Genomic DNA, 18,335 nt, shown 5'->3' with positions numbered 1-18,335 from the left:
GCCTGCCTCCGGGCCGGCTCCCCACCTCTTCCGGAGACTTGCCGTGCGCCTCGGGTCCTATCTGCCCATCCTCGATTGGGGCAGACGCTATAACCGTCAGAGCTTGACCAGTGACCTCGTGGCCGCGGTGATCGTGACCATCATGCTGATCCCGCAGTCGCTGGCTTACGCTCTGCTGGCGGGGCTACCACCGGAAGTGGGTCTATACGCCTCCATCCTGCCGCTCATTGCCTATGCCATCTTCGGCACCTCGTCGGCGCTGGCGGTCGGGCCGGTTGCCGTCATCTCCCTGATGACGGCCAGCGCCGTGGGCAAATTGGCAATGGAAGGCACCGCCGACTATGCCAGTGCCGCCATTATCCTGGCCCTGATTTCGGGCGCCATGTTGACGCTCATGGGCCTGTTGCGGCTCGGCTTTCTCGCCAATTTCCTGTCGCACCCGGTGATCTCCGGCTTCATTACCGCCTCTGGCCTCATCATCGCCATGAGCCAGCTGGGCGGTCTCCTGGGCATCAGCACCGAAGGCCACGCCCTGCCGGGCCTATTGGCCTCGATCTGGGAAAATCTGAGCTCGATCAACATCTATACGCTCTTGATCGGTGGGCTGGCGCTTGGTCTCCTGCTGTGGATCCGCCTCGACCTCAAGAACTGGCTCACCCGCTTTGGTGTACCCAAGAGCATCGCCACAATCATCGTGCGCGCCGGCCCGGTGCTGGTCGTCTTCCTCACCATGGCGCTCTCGGTCGCCTTTGATCTGGGCAGCAAGGGTGTCGCCCTGGTCGGTGACGTGCCGCAGGGCCTGCCTATGCTGTCCCTGCCGAGTTTCAACCTCGACACCGTCCAGCAACTGCTCATGCCGGCGCTGATTATCTCGATTGTCGGCTTTGTCGAATCCATCTCGGTTGCCCAGACCCTGGCTGCCAAGCGTCGCGAGCGGATCGAGCCCAATCAGGAATTGATCGGCCTCGGCATGTCTAATATCGCGGCCGGCATTGGCGGCGGCTATCCGGTCACCGGTGGCTTTGCCCGCTCCGTGGTCAATTTTGATGCTGGCGCTGCGACCCCCGCGGCAGGTGCCTTCACCGCCATCGGTATTGCCGGCGCGACGCTGTTGCTGACGCCGTTCCTCGCCGTCCTGCCTAAGGCGACGCTGGCCGCCACCATCGTGCTCGCCGTTCTGACCCTTGTCGACTTCTCGGTGCTCAAGCGCGCCTGGGCCTATTCCAAGGCGGATTTTGCCGCCGTGGCCATCACGCTGGTCGGCACATTGCTCTTCGGTGTCGAGGTCGGGATTGCGCTTGGCGTTGCCGCCTCGATCCTCATTTTCCTCTATCGGTCCTCCAAGCCGCATGCGGCCGTGGTGGGACAGGTGCCCGGAACCGAGCACTTCCGAAATATCAAGCGCCACAAGGTGGAGATCGTCCCTGACATCCTTTCCCTCCGCATCGACGAAAGTCTCTACTTCGCCAATGCGCGCTATCTCGAAGATCTCGTCACCGGCCTCGCGACGGAAAATCCTGGTCTCAAGGACGTGGTGCTGATGTGCTCTGCCGTCAATTTCATCGACATGTCGGCGCTCGAAAGCCTCGAAGCCGTCGAACATCGTCTGAGGGATCTCGGCATCCGCCTCCACCTCTCGGAGGTCAAGGGCCCGGTGATGGACAAGCTGGCGGGCACGGAGTTCCTTGAACATCTCTCCGGACAAGTGCATCTCAGCCAACACGGCGCCATCCGTTCGATCCTGGCGCAGCGAGACCTCGTCCCCTCCGGGAGCGGTGACTGCCAGGATCGGGTGCTGGAAGCGACGACGCGACAATAGGAGACAACAACGATGGCCCATGTGGTCTGCACGAAATGCAACGCGACCAACCGCATCGCCGAGGGTCAGTCCGCCGACCAGGGGAAATGCGGCAAGTGTAGTGCTGCGCTCTTTGACGGTCATCCCACCGATCTCGCAGCGCCCATGCTCGAAAAGCAGATTGCCAAGTCCGACATTCCCGTCCTCGTTGATGTCTGGGCGCCCTGGTGCGGCCCATGCCGTGTGATGGGACCGCAATTCGAGGCGGCGGCGCGCGCGGCGGAGCCCGCCATGCGCTTCGTCAAACTCAATTCGGATGAGAACCAGGATCTGGCGGGGCGCCTCGGCATTCGCGGCATCCCCACCATGATCCTCTTCCGCTCCGGAAAAGAAGTCGCCCGCGTCTCAGGCGCCATGTCCAGCGCCGACATCCTCAATTGGGCGCAAAGCGCTGCACGGTGATCGAAGGCCGGTTGGGCCGCTGGCGATCCCAAGGTAGTGATGTTGGCTGGTGACGACGCTACGGAGATAGGGTTGGCCACCGATGTCCTTCCCAACACCGGCTGCTATTCTGCGTGTGCGTCTGCCTTTTTCGCGGGTACCGAAAGAAAGTCGTCGGCGCCTTAAGCGTTCATCAGATTTGGGCGAGGACACCGACACTGCGGCCGCTCAGTAGGTCTTCAGCTCTGCCAAATTGCGCCAATGCGGCATCGACATGCGAGAATCAGGCTCAGAGGCAGGTTTTACAGCGAAACCACATTGTGCCTCGGGTGCCCTCTTAAGAGGGATTTTGGGACGCGGCTAACCAGTAACGGATCGGACTCAATCCTTGACGACGAAGCTCCTACCCCCATCGAGCCTTCAACAGCCGACGCTCGGAGAGACATCCTTCTCCCGTTCGACGGGCTCCACGTCGAGGTCCATGCGGTCTAGATCCAACTCCACGCGTCCCGCCTGATGTTCAGATGAACTGAACTGTTGCAATGGGCCAAATCCACACTGGCGACCCCACATAAAATCCCAGTGTCACACGACTGTTATTGTCCTGACTTACCAGCACAGCGGGCCACCAAAGGGCGGTTCAATCGCACACGACCAATGTTCATATGAACATTTCTGGTTTGCAAAGGATGATTCCATGTTGTCATATGGCACCAAGCTCGGGGCGAGGAGGTCCCAGCTGAATACTAAGGGAGAGAGCATGTTTAAGAAGGTTATGCTGCTGTCTGCGGGTATGGCTGCCGTGCTTGCTGCAAGCCCGGCGTCGGCTCAGACTGAAATCAGCTGGTGGCACGCGCTCGACGCCGAACTTGGCAAGAAGCTAGAGTCAATCGCCCAGGGTTTCAACGACAGTCAGTCCAACTACAAGGTTGTGACGACCTACAAGGGAAGCTATCCCGAAACGCTGACGGCTGCGATTGCAGCGTTCCGCGCCAATGAACAGCCAGCCATCGTGCAGGTGTTCGAAGTTGGGACCGGCACGATGATGGCCGCCAAGGGCGCCGTGAAGCCGGTTTACGAACTGATGACCGAAAATGGTCAGCCCTGGGACCCGTCTGCATTCCTCGCGCCGGTCGTGGGCTATTATTCCGACACCGAGGGCAACATCCTCTCGCTGCCGTTCAATTCGTCCACTCCGATCATGTACTACAACAAGGACGCCTTCGCGAAGGCCGGCCTTGATCCGGAAACCCCGCCGAAGACCTGGGCAGAGCTCGAAACCGCGATGCAGACCATCGTGGACAGCGGCGCTGCCAAGTGCGGCCTGAGCTCAGCCTGGATCACCTGGATCCAGACCGAGAACCTCTCCGCCATCCATGACCAGCAGTTCGGCACGCTGGAAAACGGCTTCGGCGGTCTTGGCACCGAGTTCACCTTCAATGGCCCGGTCCAGGTCAAGCACTGGGAAAACCTCAAGAAGTGGTCCGATTCCGGCCTCTATCAGTATGGCGGCCCGGTCGGCGGCCCAGACGCTCCGCCGAAGTTCTACTCCGGTGAATGCGCCGTCTATATGAATTCCTCGGGTTCGCGCGCTGGCGTCATTGCCAACTCCAAGGACTTCGAAGTCGGCTTCGCGCCCCTGCCCTATTATGACGACGTAATCGCAGAGCCCAAGAACTCGATTATCGGCGGCGCCACGCTCTGGGTTCTGAACGGCAAGAGCGACGACGTCTATAAGGGCGTTGCCGAGTTCTTCACCTATCTCAGCCAGCCGGAGGTTCAGGCCGATTGGCACCAGTTCACCGGCTACCTGCCGATTACCAATGCAGCCTATGAGCTCGGCAAGGAACAGGGATATTACGACGCCAATCCGGGTTCCTCCGTGGCCATCGAGCAGATCACCCGGGGCACTCCGACAGCGAACTCCAAGGGCGTCCGCTTCGGTAATCTGAGCCAGATCCGTACCCTGGTCGACGAAGAGTTCGAGGCCATGCTTGCTGGTCAGAAGACCGCCCAGGAAGCGCTGGATTCCGCCGTTGCCCGTGGCAACGAGATCCTGCGCGAGTTTGAAGCGACCAACCAGTAATCCGGTTATCAGGGGGCCAGAGCAATCTGGCCCCTTTTCAGCTCGAATGATGGGCAGCGCCTTCGCGCGCGGCCCGTCATGCGGCGCCGTGCGAGGACCCATGCAGAGCAAACGCACCATATTTCCGAACAAGCTGCTGCCTTACCTATTGCTGGCACCTCAGCTGGCTGTCACGCTGATTTTCTTTATCTGGCCAGCAATACAGGCGCTGAAATCCTCGTTTGAGCGCGAGGATCCCTTTGGCTTTCGGACAACATTCATCTGGTTCGACAATTATCGGCGCATCTTTGCCGATCCCAATTATCTGAGCTCTCTCGGGCGAACGGCAATTTTCGCGATCTCGGTGACACTGCTCTCCATGGCCGTGTCCCTACTGCTGGCTGTTGCGGTCAATCGCCTGCTGCGCTCGGGCAAGATCTATACAACACTGCTGGTCTGGCCCTACGCGGTCGCGCCGGTTGTCGTCGGCATTCTCTGGTGGTTTATCTTCAATCCATCCATCGGTATCGCGCCCTACATTCTGCGCGGCATGGGCGTCAGCTGGAACCACCGCATCGATGGCAATCAGGCGATGACGCTCATCGTCATCGCCGCCGCCTGGAAGCAAATCTCGTACAATTTCCTCTTTTTCGTCGCCGGGTTGCAGTCCGTGCCGCAATCGCTCAACGAAGCCGCCGCCATCGATGGCGCAGGTCCGTTCAAGCGGTTCTGGACCATCGTCTTCCCGCTCATCTCCCCGACGACATTCTTCCTCCTGATCATCAACATCAACTACGCCATGTTCGACACCTTCGGTCTGGTCGATGCGACGACCATGGGCGGCCCGGCTCAGGCGACCAATATCCTTGTCTACAAGGTCTATACCGACGGCGTGCTCAACCTGAACATCGGCTCGTCCGCCGCACAGTCCGTCATCCTGATGCTGATCGTGATCGCGCTTACCGTCGTGCAGTTCCGCTTCGTGGAACGCAGGGTCCAGTATTGAAGGGCTGAAGCAAAATGGTTGAAAACAGACCCTTCCTGACCTTCCTCACGCACCTCGTGCTCATCGCGGGCGTCGTGATCGTGGTGTTCCCGGTCTATCTGGCGTTTATCGCCTCCACCCATGCCCCGGGCAATTTTGTCAGCGGTCTCGTGCCGCTCCTGCCCGGCCCGCATCTGATTGAAAACTACAGCACCATCTGGAACGAGGGGCTCTCCAGTTCCGGCGCGCCGCCGATTTGGGTGATGATGTTGAACTCGCTGGTCATGGCCATTGCAATCGCCGTGGGCAAGATCGTCATCTCGCTGCTCTCGGCCTACGCAATCGTCTATTTCAAGTTCCCGCTGCGCCTGCTCGCCTTCTGGATCATCTTCATCACGCTGATGCTCCCGGTTGAGGTGCGTATCATCCCCACCTTCAAGGTCGTGGCGGATCTGGGCATGCTGAACTCCTATCAGGGTCTCATCCTGCCGCTGATCGCCTCGGCGACCGCCACCTTCCTCTTCCGTCAGTTTTTCCTCACCGTTCCCGATGAGCTGATGGAAGCGGCCCGGGTGGATGGTGCGGGCCCTATGAAATTCTTCCGCGATATCCTCCTGCCGCTGAGCCGGACCAATATCGCGGCGCTCTTCGTCATCCTCTTCATCTATGGCTGGGTGCAATACATGTGGCCGCTGCTTGTCACCAATGACAGCCGCTATTACACGGTGGTCATGGGCATCAAACGCCTGGCCGCCAGCGCCGATACTGAGCCGCTCTGGCACCTCGTCATGGCTGCCGTGATCCTGGCCATGCTGCCCCCAGTCCTAGTCGTCATTTTCATGCAGCGCCTGTTCGTCAAAGGCCTGGTCGAAACGGAGAAATAAGCCATGGCCACCATCAATCTGGTCGATCTCAAGAAGGACTATGGCAATATCCCCGCCGTCAAAGGCGTCAATCTATCCGTAGCCGATGGCGAACTGATCGTGCTGGTCGGCCCCTCTGGCTGTGGCAAGTCCACCCTGCTACGGATGGTTGCCGGCCTTGAAACCGTCACGTCTGGTCGCATCGAGATCGGCGGTCGAGACGTGGTCAAGGCGGAGCCGGCCGAGCGCGACATCGCCATGGTGTTCCAGAACTATGCGCTCTACCCCCACATGACCGTTCGCGGAAATCTCGAATACGGCCTCAAGAACCGCGGTACCCCGCGCGAGGAAATCGACAGGCGGGTGAAGGAAGCCGCGGATATCCTCGAGATCGGACCCATGCTCGACCGCAAGCCGCGCCAGCTCTCGGGGGGCCAGCGCCAGCGCGTTGCGATGGGCCGCGCCATCGTGCGGGAGCCGGCGGCGTTCCTGTTCGACGAGCCGCTCTCCAACCTCGACGCCAAGCTGCGCGTGCAGATGCGGGTCGAAATCCGCAAGCTTCAGCGCCGTCTCAAGACCACCAGCCTTTACGTCACCCACGACCAATTGGAAGCCATGACGCTGGCGGACCGACTGGTCGTCATGAATGCGGGCCTGGTCGAACAGATCGGCACGCCGACCGAGGTCTATGATCGTCCCCAGACACTCTTCGTTGCTGGATTTATTGGCTCGCCGCCGATGAATCTCATCCCGGTCTCATCCATCGATCAAGTCGGTCCCCTGCCCGCCGGCACGGACATCGTCGGCATCCGGCCCGATGCCTTCACGCTCGAAGCACCGGCCGCGGCGCATATCGCCCTCAAGGCAATAGTGGAACTTCTCGAACCGGTTGGCGGCGAAAGCCATCTCCATGTGCGTCTGGCCCAATCCGGGCAGTCAATCGTCCTATCCGTGCCCGGGCGGCCCGACATCGCCGACGCGGCTGAACTCACTGTCTATGCACCTCTGTCCAGCCTCCATCCCTTTAGCTCGCAAACCAGTCGCCGAACCGATAATGCCTAGGCGCGATTGCAAGAAGAATCGACCATGACCATCTCCTCACTGCCCGGCCCCGACCGGGACGAAGTCCAGGCCCATCGGGGCGCCTCTGCGATCGCTCCGGAAAACACCATTGCGGCCTTTCGAGCCGCTGCGGAACAAGGCGCGAAATGGGTCGAGCTAGACGTGGCGCTCAGCGCCGACGGCGAGCTTATCGTCATCCACGACGACAGCGTTGATCGCACATCCTCCGGCAAGGGCAATCTGGGCAAGTTGACTGCCGCCCAGATCGCTACACTGGACGGCGGCAGTTGGTTCAACTCAAATTATGCCGGCGAACGCATTCCCACGCTCGGCGCGGTCATCCAGGCGCTGGGTGAGTTTGGCCTCAACATCAATGTCGAGATCAAGCAACACCCGCATCACCAGTCGCTCGACCAATTGGTCAATGCTGTGCACGCCGAAATCACCAGGCGTCCGGCGCATATGCAGATCATGATCTCGAGCTTCGATCCGGAATGCCTCAAGGCCATGCACCGTCTCGCGCCAGACCTTGAACTGGCCATGCTCTGGGATCGTGTGCCGGATAATTGGGAGGCCCTGCTGGCCCAAATTCCGGCGACCAGCATTCACGCCCATTTCAAGGGCCTGAGCATCGGCCTTCTTGAACAGACCGCAGTTAAGGGGATCAAGGTGCGCGCATGGACCAGCAATGACCCGCTTGAGCTCGTTTCCTTCTGGAGAGCGGGCCTGACCGGGGTGATCACCGACAGCCCTGAAATCTATCTGGGGTAAGGGCGGCCATGGGCCAGGACAAGCTATCGGACAGACAACGCGATATAATCGCGCTGATCGAAACGGAGGGCGCTCAATATATCGAGCAACTCGCCCAGCGCTATGACCTGACCACGCAGACGATCCGCCGCGATATCAATTCACTCTGCGATCTTGGTTTTGCGCGCCGCTTTCACGGCGGCGTGGACCTGCCCATCCAGCTGCGCAATCTGTCGGTCAACGCTCGTGCGGCATTACACTCGGCCGCAAAGCAGGACATCGCCGAGCAGGTGGCGGCGGCCATCCCGCCCGGCTCCACTATTTTCATGGGCATCGGAAGCACCGTTCAATTCGTCGCAAAAGCCTTGCGGGACCACGACAAGCTTCGAGTGGTGACCAACAATATCGACGTCGCCCTGACCCTGTCCGATACCCCGCAGATCGAAGTTCACCTTACGGGTGGACTCATGCGCCACAATGACCGCGACGTGGTCGGCCCTGATACCCTGGACTATTTCGAGAAATTCTACGCCTCTCATGCGATCTTCGGTGCCGGCGCTCTTGATCTGGAAAAGGGTATTTTGGACTACAGCTACAGCGAAGCCCAACTGACGCAGAAGCTGATGAGCAATGCTCGCCTGACATTCCTTGCTGCAGACGCCAGCAAATGGACCCGCGAAGCTTCCGTTCGCGTTGCCCGGCTGGACAGCATAACGCATTTTTTCACGGACAAGCTTCCATCCGACGGCAAAGCAGCGGGCGTCCTCGCCGAGGCCGGAATCCACGTTGCGATTTGCGGCAGCGAAACCGAGTAGGAAGTGGCGGTCGGCTTCCGGATCTTCCATTACGAAAAACCTGAGGTCTGATCCCGTGATAGGCGATCAGCCTGGCACCCAATCTGCCGCGTGAGAAGTTTTCCGCGTCGCGGAACTTCCTGGGATTTACAGGGCTCGTGCCACCCCTGCACTGTCACGCCACTGCGCAGTCCACGACGTTCGCCCGAGCCAGCGGCTTTTCGGTTGGCGGTCGGGCCGCTGAACTGCCGGACCAAACGCATCGGGAGGAACCAAGATGAAAAAGACCGAGACCCTGCACCTGCCTGAGGCCTCAAGTTTGCCAGCACTGTCTCGACGCAACCTGCTCAGGCTGTCCTTGGCGACAGGCGTTCTCGTGGCGGGGGGACCGATGTTCGGGGTCGTGCGCGCAGCCGAGGGAGGCACGTTGACCATCGGGGCCGATGCGGATCCGATCGGGCTCGATCCCGTGACGGTAACGGCGTTTTCGTCCTATGACTTTCTTTCCCTTATGTATACCGGGCTTCTGCGCTGGACGGCCGATATGCAGATCGAGCCTGATCTGGCCCTCAGCTACGAACAGCCCGACGATGTAACCTACATATTCAAGCTGCGTGACAACGTAAAATTTCACAACGGGCAGCCGTTTAGCGCTGAGGATGTCAAGCATACCTTCGATCGCATCCTCAATCCCGACAGCAAGAGCCGCCTGCGGGCCCAATATTCTGGCATCAATGCGGTAACCGTGATTGACCCATTGACGGTGAAGTTCGAGCTCGCTGCTCCCGACGCCGCTTTTCTCAACTACATGGCGACAAACCCCGACGGCGTCATCTCCCCCAAGGGGGTCGACAACCTTGACGCACAGCCGGTTGGAACGGGTCCCTTCGTCTTCGAGTCCTACGAACCTAACCAGCAGTTCGTGCTCAAGGCAAATCCCGACTATTACGAAGAAGGCCTGCCGAAGGTCTCAACGGTCGTTTTCAAGTTCTACAAGGATCAGGCGACCATTACGTCCGCCCTGCGGTCCAAGGCTATCGACATGACCTGGCTGAAGGACCCTCGCGTGGCCGGCCAGATCGCCAAGACTTCGCCCGATCTGATCTCTGCCCCTGGGCAGACGTCGAGGACCTTCCCGGTCTGGCTCAACCTCAAAGCCGCGCCGTTTGACGACGTACGGGTGCGGCGTGCGCTGAGCCTGGCGACCGACCGCAACGCCGCGCTGCAGACCGTCCTTGGTGGCTCAGGCAAGGTTGGCGCCGTGATCCCGGAGAGCCAGGTCGGCGGCTACGACGGCGTCGGTGAACTGCCATATTACAGTTATGACCCTGAAGGCGCCCGCGCCCTTTTGGCCGAGGCGGGACACGCCGATGGCATCGACATCGGCGAGTACATCGTGGTTGCTGCCAACCCGCTCGATGTAGCCTGCGCTCAAATCCTCCAGCAGCAATGGGCCGCAGCCGGCATCAACGTCAAGTTGACACCAATGGAAACGGCGCCGCTTCTCGAGATGTGGAATTCGGGCACCTACCCCACCTTGCTCTCGGTCGCCCTTTCCTGGACGCCGGACTCCGACGCAATCCTTCAGCGCTTCAAGTCGACGAGCGATTTTGGCCGCGCCCAAGGCTATTCCGATGCCGCTTTGGACACCATGATCGATGAGGCACGGACCATCCTCGACAATGCGGCCCGAGCCGCCAAGGTGGGGCAAATCCAGCGCTACATCGCCGACAACGCCTATGTCCTGCAGGTCTATCAGTATCCCCTTCGCTGGGAACTCTGGTGGAACTATGTGGAAGGCTATGAGCCACTGGCGGCCAACACACGCTCCTTTGTCCGGCAAACTGCGGTCAACAAATAGGCTCGCAAACGGAGCGCATTGCATGACGGTTTCTTTCTGATGGTACGTCTGGTTTTCGTCCGGCTTGCCTGGACATTGGCAATCTTACTGGGCGTTTCCTTCACCGCCTTCATGCTGATGAGAGCGCTTCCCGGGGACTTCGCCCTTGCCGCCGCTGGAACAAGCAGCGTCGGCGAGGAAGTTATGGCCCAAATTCGGCAGGAGCTCGGCATCGACCGCCCGCTCATCGAGCAATATTTCCTATGGCTTGGTGGCGCCTTGACCGGTGACCTCGGCAATTCCTTCGTCACCAAGCGCCCCGTCCTTCAGGAAATCGGGCCGCGTTTCGTGGTGACCTTTCAGCTGACGACGATTGCGGCAATCATGGCGATGGTGATCGGGGTGGTGACCGGGCTCGCTTCAGCGCGCCTTCGCGGACGCGTCGACTGGATCGTGCGCATCTTCAACGGTCTCAGTCTTGCGGTACCCAATTTCGTTGTCGGCACCCTGATCGTCCTCTTGGCCGGCCTGTATTTCCCGCAATTGTCGATTTTCGGCTACACCCCGTTTCTGGTCGATCCCTTGGCCAATATCACGAGCCTTCTCCTGCCTGGGTTCGCCCTGGCCCTGGCAGTCTCGGTCACCATTTCGGAAAATACGCGTGCCGCCGTTCTGGAAGTGTCCAACCAGGATTTCGTCATGGTCGCGCGTGCCAAAGGCCTCAAACCCGGGGCCGTGCTGCGCAACTACCTGGTCCGCAACGCGCTCACCCCGGTCATCACGGTCACCGGTCTGCAGGTCGCCTCATTGCTCGGCGGGAGTATTCTGGTGGAAACAATCTTCGCCATCCCCGGCATGGGGCAATATCTGTTCGATTCCATCACCAGCCGCGACTACCCGGTGATCCAGGCCATTGTTCTCGTTGCCGCCACTGTCGTCGTCTTAGTCAACATGCTGGTCGACGTCGCCTATGCGCGAGCCGATGCGAGGGCGAAGTCATGAGCCCTCTCGATAGCCCCGCCCCCGCTCTTGCCGCCGCGCCACCTCGCCCCGGGCCGGCCAATGGCGTCGTGCTGCTGACCCTTGGCCTGGTCATGCTGACAATCATGGTCGTCGTCACTGTCCTGGCGCCCTGGATCACCCCGTTCGATGCATCGGTAACGTCTCCCAATTCGCTTGAGGGACCGAGCGCAGCGCATTGGCTTGGGACCGATTTGATTGGTCGGGACGTGCTCAGCCGCCTTCTCATGGGTGGGCGAACAACGCTGCTGATCACCATTGTCGCCGTCGCTCTGGCCCTTGCGGCCGGCCTCGTGCTCGGTCTTCTGTCCGGTTATGTCGGGGGTGTCGTCGATGAAGTGATCATGCGCGTTCTCGACGTCGTCTTTGCCTTTCCAGTCTTTCTGCTCGCCATTGCCGTGGTCGCAGCACTCGGCCCGACCTTGACCAACCTCATCCTGACCATAGCCATCGTCTATACGCCGGCCATGGCGAGGGTGGTTCGCGGTCCGGTCCTGAGCGTAAAGAAATGGGACCACGTCGAGGCGGCCCGCAGCATCGGGATGAGCGAGTTCCGTCTGGTCACGCGCCATATCCTGCCCATGGTTATTTCCCCGATCGTGGTCGCGACCAGCCTCACCCTTTCCCAAGCCATCTTCACCGTGACCGCTCTCTCCTTCCTAGGCATGGGGCCACCGCCCCCGGACCCGAATTGGGGGGGCATGCTGGCCGAGGCACGGCAGTTCATGGAGCTGGCGCCGCTCACAGTCGTGGGGCCGGCCGTCGCGATCATCTTCGCCACCTTGACCTTTATCGTTCTCGCCAACGGTCTGCGGGAAGTGCTCGACGTGGGGAACAGGCGATGAGCTCGGCGGACAAACTGCTCAAGGTCACAAACCTCACCGCTGAAATCGTCACGCGACGCGAGACGATTCGCGCAGTCCGCGGAATTTCCTTCGACATCGCCCGGGGCGAGGCAGTGGGATTCGTCGGCGAATCCGGCTGCGGGAAAAGTGTCACGGCGCGGGCGCTGATGCGTCTGGCTGCCGAAGGCAGCCGCATTGCGCTGGGCGGGTCAGTAGAATTTCAGGGGAGCGACCTTCTCCGCATCAGCGAAACGGAGATGCGTGACGTTCGCGGCCGCAAGATCGCAATGGTGTTCCAGGACCCCATGACGTCGCTCAATCCCGTGATGACGATCGGCGCACAGGTCGATGACATGATCATGCGCCATTTGGGGCTCCCGCCCAAAGCCGCTCGGGATCGCACCGTTGAACTGCTGGAGCAGGTGGGCATTCCAAATGCTCGCCTTCGGGCCAACGATCATCCCCACCAGTTCTCGGGTGGCATGCGCCAACGCGTGCTCATTGCGATAGCGATTTCCTGCGATCCGGATCTGCTCATCGCCGACGAACCGACCACGGCGCTGGACGTCACCGTCCAGGCGCAAATCCTGAGGCTCCTGATGCGCCTCAGAGAAGAACGCGGCATGTCCCTGATGCTCATTACGCATGATTTCGGCGTGGTCGCGGGCATGGTAGAGCGGGTCAACGTCATGTATGGCGGCTCCATCGTTGAGTCCGGCCCTGTAGACGCGATCTTTGCCTCCCCAGAACACGACTACACGCGGGCCCTCCTTGAAGCGGTTCCGCGGCTGGATCTGGAGGAAATTTCGCGGTGACCCAGATGGACGATATGACGACAGGCGCCACGCCCATCCTGCAAGTGCGGGATTTGACGATCAATTTCGGGCCTGTCCAGGCAGTCAACCGGGCAAGTTTCGATATCATGCCGGGCCAGACGCTTGGCCTTGTCGGCCAGTCGGGATCTGGGAAAACCACCACAGGGCGGGCGGTCCTGCAGCTCCTCCGCGCCTCCTCCGGTTCGGTAAAACTCCTTGGCGAGGAGCTGACCGGTATGAACGGGGGACGGCTGCGGGCCATGCGTCGGCACATGCAATTCGTTCTGCAAAATCCCTACTCAAGCCTGCACCCGCGCATGACGATCGGCCAGACGCTGGCCGAGCCTTTGCAGGTTCATCGATCGGTGCCTGCAGATCAGGTAGCTGGACGGGTCGCCGAATTGCTCGAGACCGTTAGCATGGATCCTGGCATCGTCCATCGCTACCCTCATGAATTTTCCGGAGGTCAGCGGCAACGAATTGTTATCGCCCGCGCCCTGGCCGTTAACCCGGATTTTGTCGTATGCGACGAGCCCGTTTCGGCGCTGGATGTGCGCACCCAGGCGCAGATCGTCAATCTGCTGCAATCCCTGCAGCAGAAGCTTGGCCTGTCCTATCTCTTCATCGCCCATGACCTTGCCATTGTCCGCGAAGTCGCTGACCGCGTGGCGGTAATGTATTCCGGTCAGATCGTGGAAATCGGCGATACCGAGCAGGTCTACCGTGCGCCCCGCCATCCCTACACGCGCATGCTGCTCGACGCCGTTCCGGTCCCGGACCCGGCGCTGCAACGCGAGCGTCTGCAGCGCGCCCCGCCGGACCTTCGCTTCGACACCGGGCACGACGGGATCGGTGCCTGCTGTTTCGGCGAAGACCATGTGCGAACGGGGACCGCTCCCCTGCACGAAATAGCCAAGGGTCACAGTGTCTCCTGCCGCTTCATCCCAGGGAACGCCCTCGACAGTGCAGCGGGAGCGTGATTTTTGGCGTCAGGTGCGTCCTATTGCAGGGCGCACCGTGACCTGAGGTGGTCTCGGTGCCGCCCCGCGGCGAAAGGACCGGGAGCCGTATTATGCTTTCCGTCATCGTCGGTGGGTCGCCACAGCGGCGCCCACCTTGTACGCTTCGGAAAATCTAGGCCAGGTCTGGTGGCACGAATGCACCGTCCTCGATGATCGGGGCACCGTCGAGATAAAGACTGGCGTTGCGCAGACACAGCCCAAGATGAGCGCGGCTGCGGTTCCTGCCCTTGAAACCGATATCGTCATTGCTGCCGATCTCGACCTGGATTGCTCCATAAGTGCTTTCGCTGTCGGCGCCGCCGCCGCCCGTATTGGGCGTCTGGGTGATCATCTGGGTCCACCGTGCACGACGGTCCACACCCCAGGCCATGTGCCCGGCGACCATGGCGCCATCGCCGGCCGCCTCGAGCTCGGCCCGGATCAGTCTGGCATCGAGTCCGCCCTCGATTGCCACCAGCTTGCCTGCGTCAAATTCCAGGATCGTCTTGCTCTCGACGAACCGTCCGATGTGAAAGCAGCAATCGCCGATATCCAGAACGAGCCTGCCCGTCGTGGTGCCTTCCAGTTGCGCTGATTGCACCGCACCAAGCCCCCAGAAATCGAGATGGCCCGGCGTGTCCGATGCGCCATAGTTCGCCAGAGCGCCGCGCCCGGTCTTGTCCATGACGAGATCGGTGCCTGCAGAGGACGTAATCCTGATCTTCCGAGCCACGTCCAGCAGTCTGGCTCCAGCCAAGGCACGCCGTTTCACATCCGGGTCGGCCTTTAACCGATGGAGGACGTGCGGCTGCTCCATGCAGCAGAGTACGCGCGCACCGCGCGCCAGCGCTTCTGCGATCTCCCCGCGGTAGTGCAGCCGCTGCGAGGTCATGTAGACGATCAAGTCAGCAACACCAGCCAATGCGGCCAGAGCCTTGGGCGACGCTTCCTCGTTCCAGGCAAACGTCGACAGAAAGGCCTCTGCGCCCAACGCCCTTGCAGCAGCCATGCAGGCCGCGCCGTAGGCAGGGTCCCAGGCCGTGTCGGTAATACAAAGGCAAATTTCGCCTGGCCTGAGCGCACTCGCTTGCAGCTGATGGGTGAAGAGACCGACGAAATCCGCGCTGAATGACGGTCCGGAAAAACTAACTGCATATGCCATTGGCGGAAATATCTCTCAGAAGCCCAGTTCCCGCGACACCATCAGGCGTCGATGGGTGAAAAATCATCAGCATAGATGCCAATTGAGATCTTGCCGTCGGCCGAAACCGCACCGCGATACATGCCTTCGGTATTGTGCGGCATGGCGATATTGCCCTTCGCGTCGACGGCAATGAGCCCTGCCCCGCATTTGTCGGCGCTGAGCTCGGCGATAGCCGCGGCCGTGGCCTCTTCCAGGCTTTCATTGCGGTATCGGATCCTGGCGGCGATATCATGCGATGTGCCGCGACGAATGAAATATTCGCCCAGTCCGGTACAGGACACGGCGACGACGCCATTGCGGGCATAAGTGCCAGCGCCAATGACGGGGGTGTCTCCCACACGCCCTGCCCGCTTGTAGGTATATCCGCCGGTGGAGGTGGCGGCGGCAAGGTTGCCCTTATCGTCACAGGCAACCGCGCCCACCGTCCCGTGCTTTTCCGCTTCGCTGCGCTCGCGCTTGAGAAGGCCGCGCCGTTCCTCGTCAGCGCGCGTCCAGTGCTCCCGGCGCAGCGCCGTTGTGAAGTATTCCTGCTCGACGATGTCCAACCCTTGCTCGCGTGCAAATGCATCTGCCCCGGCCCCGGACAAAAGAACGCAATCGCTCGCCTCCATGACGCGGCGCGCCGCGCGGATGGGATTGCGGATGGTGCGGGCCGAGGCGATTGCACCGGCCGCCCGATCGCGCCCGTCCATGATGGCGGCGTCGAGCTCATGGTATCCGGCGGCATTGAGGACGGCGCCATGGCCGGCATTGAAGCTCGGATGGTTTTCGAGCGCGACGACCGCCGCCTCCACGGCATCGACGGCCAAACCGCCAGCGGACAAGATGGCCCATCCTGACCTGAGGGCATCGGCGAGCCCATTTCGGGCGGCCTGGTAGCTCTCCGGCGTAAAATTGGCCCGCGGAATAGTGCCCGCGCCCCCATGGATTACCAGACTGGCCATTATGTCCCCGCCTCTCCCGACGCTTGCCAATCGCTGAAAACTGCGATCAACCTTGTTCTATTCGATTAGAACAACAGGCACCAAGGGAGCCAGATTGGCTGGGCATGTCAAGTAGGGACGGCAAGACCGACATCACGCCGCCCAACAGAGCCGGGCAGGCCATAGGAAATATAGATATCCTCGCCATGCTGGCGGCAGGACTCGATCGTGACTTGTCCGTGCCCCTTGGCGTCCAGCTCTCGGGGCTCATCCAATACGGCATCGCCCTTGGCGACCTGGCTGCCGGAACACGCCTTCCGCCGGTGCGCGAACTTGCGGAGCGGGCGGGGATAGCGCCGATGACCGTGGTCGGGGTCTACAACGAGCTCAAGCGCCAGCGGCTGATCGAAACGCGCGGCAGCGCCGGCACCTTCGTTGCCCCCAACGATCACCTTCCAGACCTGGCAGCCTTCGAAACGCTCCGGCCGGCCATAGATGTTCTGCTGCATCTGGGCAAGGACGCCGGGATGGGGCCGGCGGAACTGGCGACACTGCTCAACGCCCGCGCCAATCATCTGCGCTTCCAGAGTTCGGACGGCCTCAAAATTGTGCTCGTGGGGCATTTTCCGGACGCAAGTGCCGCTTATGCCGACCGTATCCGGCCGCATCTGCCACGGTCCGACGAGCTGAGCTCGACCACCATCGCCGCCCTCGAGGCAGGAGACCGGCCGCCACCGGCCGACATCGTCCTCACCCTGGCCAATCGCCGTGCCGAGGTGGAGGCGATATTCGGCCCCGATATTCCAGTCATGGGTATCAACTTCCTCCCGTCGGAGGAAACCCGGGTGCGGCTTGCCGGCCTCACTCGGCAGGCCAGCGTCGGCATTGTTTCGATCTTCCCCGAATTCATGGCGCTGATGAAACCCGGCGTCATGCGCTATGCCCCCCACATCGGACGCATCGAGGTCATCATGGCCGATGATGACGGGCTCGAAAGCTTCCTTACGCGAGCCGACGTCATCATCTACGCCACCGGGCTGGACTGGCTCGCCGATCGGACCCGGCCGGACCAGCAGGCGTTCGAATACCGGTATGCGCCGGATATCAATTTCATCAACCAGCATGTGCTGCCGCGGCTCGACGCCCTGCGGAAGACTGAAAATGCCAAGGAAAATCAATGAAGATTGCCCAGATGAACTGGTTCCAGGTCGAGGCCTATCTGAAAGCGGATGATCGCGCCATCGTCCCACTGGGCTCAACGGAGCAGCATGCCTATCTCAGCAATGCGGTGGACTCCATCCTCTCCGAAAGGATCGCGGAGGAGGCTTCCGGTCCCTCTGGCGTGCCGGTATTCCCTGCCCTTTCCTTCGGCATCACGCCCTATTTCGCGAACTATCCGGGCACCATCTCGCTGCGGATGGAGACCTATTCGCGAGTGATCACCGACATCCTCGACAGCCTGCACAAGACCGGGTTTCGGCGCATTCTCTTCGTCAACGGCCATGGCGGCAACAATCCCGGACAGACCGCTGCGCTGGAATGGCTCAACGCCCATGCCGACAGCCGGGTGCGCTGGCACAATTGGTGGAACGCCCCGAAAACCATGGCGAAAGTGCACGAGATCGACCCGGTCGCGTCCCACGCGTCCTGGATGGAGAACTTCCCTTGGACCCGACTGTCGAATATCGGCATGCCCGATTTCCAGAAGCCCATGGCCGACCTCGACAAGCTGAAGACCATCGGCGCTGCGGGCGTGAAGGATATGATCGGGGACGGCAATTTTGGCGGTTTCTACCAGCGGCCGGACGCGGAAATGCAGGCCATCTGGGATGTCGCCATCGCTGAAACGCGCGAGCTGATCGATGACGGTTGGGCATGAACGATACCTTCTGACCTGCTCGACCGAACTGCCACAAAAACGTGAGAAAC

The 18,335-nt window shown here is 61.0% G+C and carries 17 protein-coding genes; 15 read left to right on the top strand and 2 right to left on the bottom strand.

The window, feature by feature from the left end:
* Positions 1–43 precede the first annotated feature (43 nt).
* The 13 genes from sulP (at position 44) to N0P34_RS10615 (ending at position 14,258) form a co-directional block, all read left to right on the top strand.
* Positions 44–1,819 (top strand): sulfate permease, encoded by a 1,776-nt coding sequence (gene sulP / locus N0P34_RS10675; protein WP_275603231.1) that lies wholly within the window; start codon positions 44–46, stop codon positions 1,817–1,819.
* 12 nt (positions 1,820–1,831) lie between these two features.
* The gene (gene trxC / locus N0P34_RS10670) at positions 1,832–2,260 is read left to right on the top strand and encodes a thioredoxin TrxC (protein WP_275603230.1); all 429 of its coding nucleotides are present in this window, start codon (positions 1,832–1,834) and stop codon (positions 2,258–2,260) included.
* 739 nt (positions 2,261–2,999) lie between these two features.
* Complete coding sequence (gene ugpB / locus N0P34_RS10665) at positions 3,000–4,325, top strand: sn-glycerol-3-phosphate ABC transporter substrate-binding protein UgpB (RefSeq protein WP_275603229.1); 1,326 nt, start codon at positions 3,000–3,002, stop codon at positions 4,323–4,325.
* A 100-nt stretch (positions 4,326–4,425) separates the two neighbouring features.
* On the top strand, positions 4,426–5,310 hold the full coding sequence (ugpA, locus tag N0P34_RS10660) for a sn-glycerol-3-phosphate ABC transporter permease UgpA (RefSeq protein WP_275603228.1): 885 nt from the start codon (positions 4,426–4,428) through the stop codon (positions 5,308–5,310).
* A 14-nt stretch (positions 5,311–5,324) separates the two neighbouring features.
* Positions 5,325–6,173: a sn-glycerol-3-phosphate ABC transporter permease UgpE gene (gene ugpE / locus N0P34_RS10655; protein WP_275603227.1), complete on the top strand. Its 849-nt coding sequence runs from the start codon at positions 5,325–5,327 to the stop codon at positions 6,171–6,173.
* Positions 6,174–6,176: 3 nt separating this feature from the next.
* Positions 6,177–7,214, top strand: coding sequence for a sn-glycerol-3-phosphate import ATP-binding protein UgpC (locus N0P34_RS10650; RefSeq protein WP_275603226.1), 1,038 nt, complete (start codon positions 6,177–6,179; stop codon positions 7,212–7,214).
* Between the two features lie 24 nt (positions 7,215–7,238).
* Positions 7,239–7,985 carry a glycerophosphoryl diester phosphodiesterase gene (locus N0P34_RS10645; RefSeq protein ID WP_275603225.1) on the top strand — a complete coding sequence of 249 codons (747 nt, stop codon included), beginning with the start codon at positions 7,239–7,241 and terminating at the stop codon, positions 7,983–7,985.
* Between the two features lie 8 nt (positions 7,986–7,993).
* Complete coding sequence (locus N0P34_RS10640; protein ID WP_275603224.1) at positions 7,994–8,779, top strand: DeoR/GlpR family DNA-binding transcription regulator; 786 nt, start codon at positions 7,994–7,996, stop codon at positions 8,777–8,779.
* 370 nt (positions 8,780–9,149) lie between these two features.
* Positions 9,150–10,619, top strand: a complete 1,470-nt coding sequence (locus N0P34_RS10635) for an ABC transporter substrate-binding protein (RefSeq protein WP_275603223.1) — start codon at positions 9,150–9,152, stop codon at positions 10,617–10,619.
* Positions 10,620–10,658: 39 nt separating this feature from the next.
* Positions 10,659–11,600 (top strand): ABC transporter permease, encoded by a 942-nt coding sequence (locus N0P34_RS10630; RefSeq protein ID WP_275603222.1) that lies wholly within the window; start codon positions 10,659–10,661, stop codon positions 11,598–11,600.
* A complete protein-coding gene (locus tag N0P34_RS10625; protein WP_275603221.1) occupies positions 11,597–12,463 on the top strand; it encodes an ABC transporter permease in 867 nt (288 codons plus the stop codon). The genes N0P34_RS10630 and N0P34_RS10625 overlap by 4 nt, the downstream gene beginning before the upstream one ends.
* Complete coding sequence (locus N0P34_RS10620) at positions 12,460–13,278, top strand: ABC transporter ATP-binding protein (protein ID WP_275603220.1); 819 nt, start codon at positions 12,460–12,462, stop codon at positions 13,276–13,278. The genes N0P34_RS10625 and N0P34_RS10620 overlap by 4 nt, the downstream gene beginning before the upstream one ends.
* Positions 13,279–13,283: 5 nt before the next feature.
* Positions 13,284–14,258 (top strand): oligopeptide/dipeptide ABC transporter ATP-binding protein, encoded by a 975-nt coding sequence (locus N0P34_RS10615; protein ID WP_275606960.1) that lies wholly within the window; start codon positions 13,284–13,286, stop codon positions 14,256–14,258.
* 154 nt (positions 14,259–14,412) lie between these two features.
* Here N0P34_RS10615 and N0P34_RS10610 read toward each other — a convergent pair whose 3' ends face one another.
* Together N0P34_RS10610 and N0P34_RS10605 are read right to left on the bottom strand one after the other, a co-directional pair.
* Positions 14,413–15,441 (bottom strand): hypothetical protein, encoded by a 1,029-nt coding sequence (locus N0P34_RS10610; protein WP_275603219.1) that lies wholly within the window; start codon positions 15,439–15,441, stop codon positions 14,413–14,415.
* A gap of 41 nt (positions 15,442–15,482) precedes the next feature.
* Entirely contained in the window at positions 15,483–16,427 is a 945-nt protein-coding gene (locus tag N0P34_RS10605) for an isoaspartyl peptidase/L-asparaginase (protein WP_275603218.1), read from the bottom strand.
* 104 nt (positions 16,428–16,531) lie between these two features.
* Here N0P34_RS10605 and N0P34_RS10600 point away from each other — a divergent pair, with 104 nt between their 5' ends.
* On the top strand, positions 16,532–17,587 hold the full coding sequence (locus tag N0P34_RS10600) for a GntR family transcriptional regulator (RefSeq protein WP_275603217.1): 1,056 nt from the start codon (positions 16,532–16,534) through the stop codon (positions 17,585–17,587).
* On the top strand, positions 17,584–18,285 hold the full coding sequence (locus N0P34_RS10595; RefSeq protein ID WP_275603216.1) for a creatininase family protein: 702 nt from the start codon (positions 17,584–17,586) through the stop codon (positions 18,283–18,285). The genes N0P34_RS10600 and N0P34_RS10595 overlap by 4 nt, the downstream gene beginning before the upstream one ends.
* Positions 18,286–18,335: the final 50 nt, after the last annotated feature.

It is taken from the genome of Devosia sp. FJ2-5-3, assembly GCF_029201545.1.
Lineage (GTDB): Bacteria > Pseudomonadota > Alphaproteobacteria > Rhizobiales > Devosiaceae > Devosia.
The sequence above is the reverse complement of the archived record's forward strand: the minus strand, read 5'-3'. Positions and strand labels throughout refer to the sequence as shown.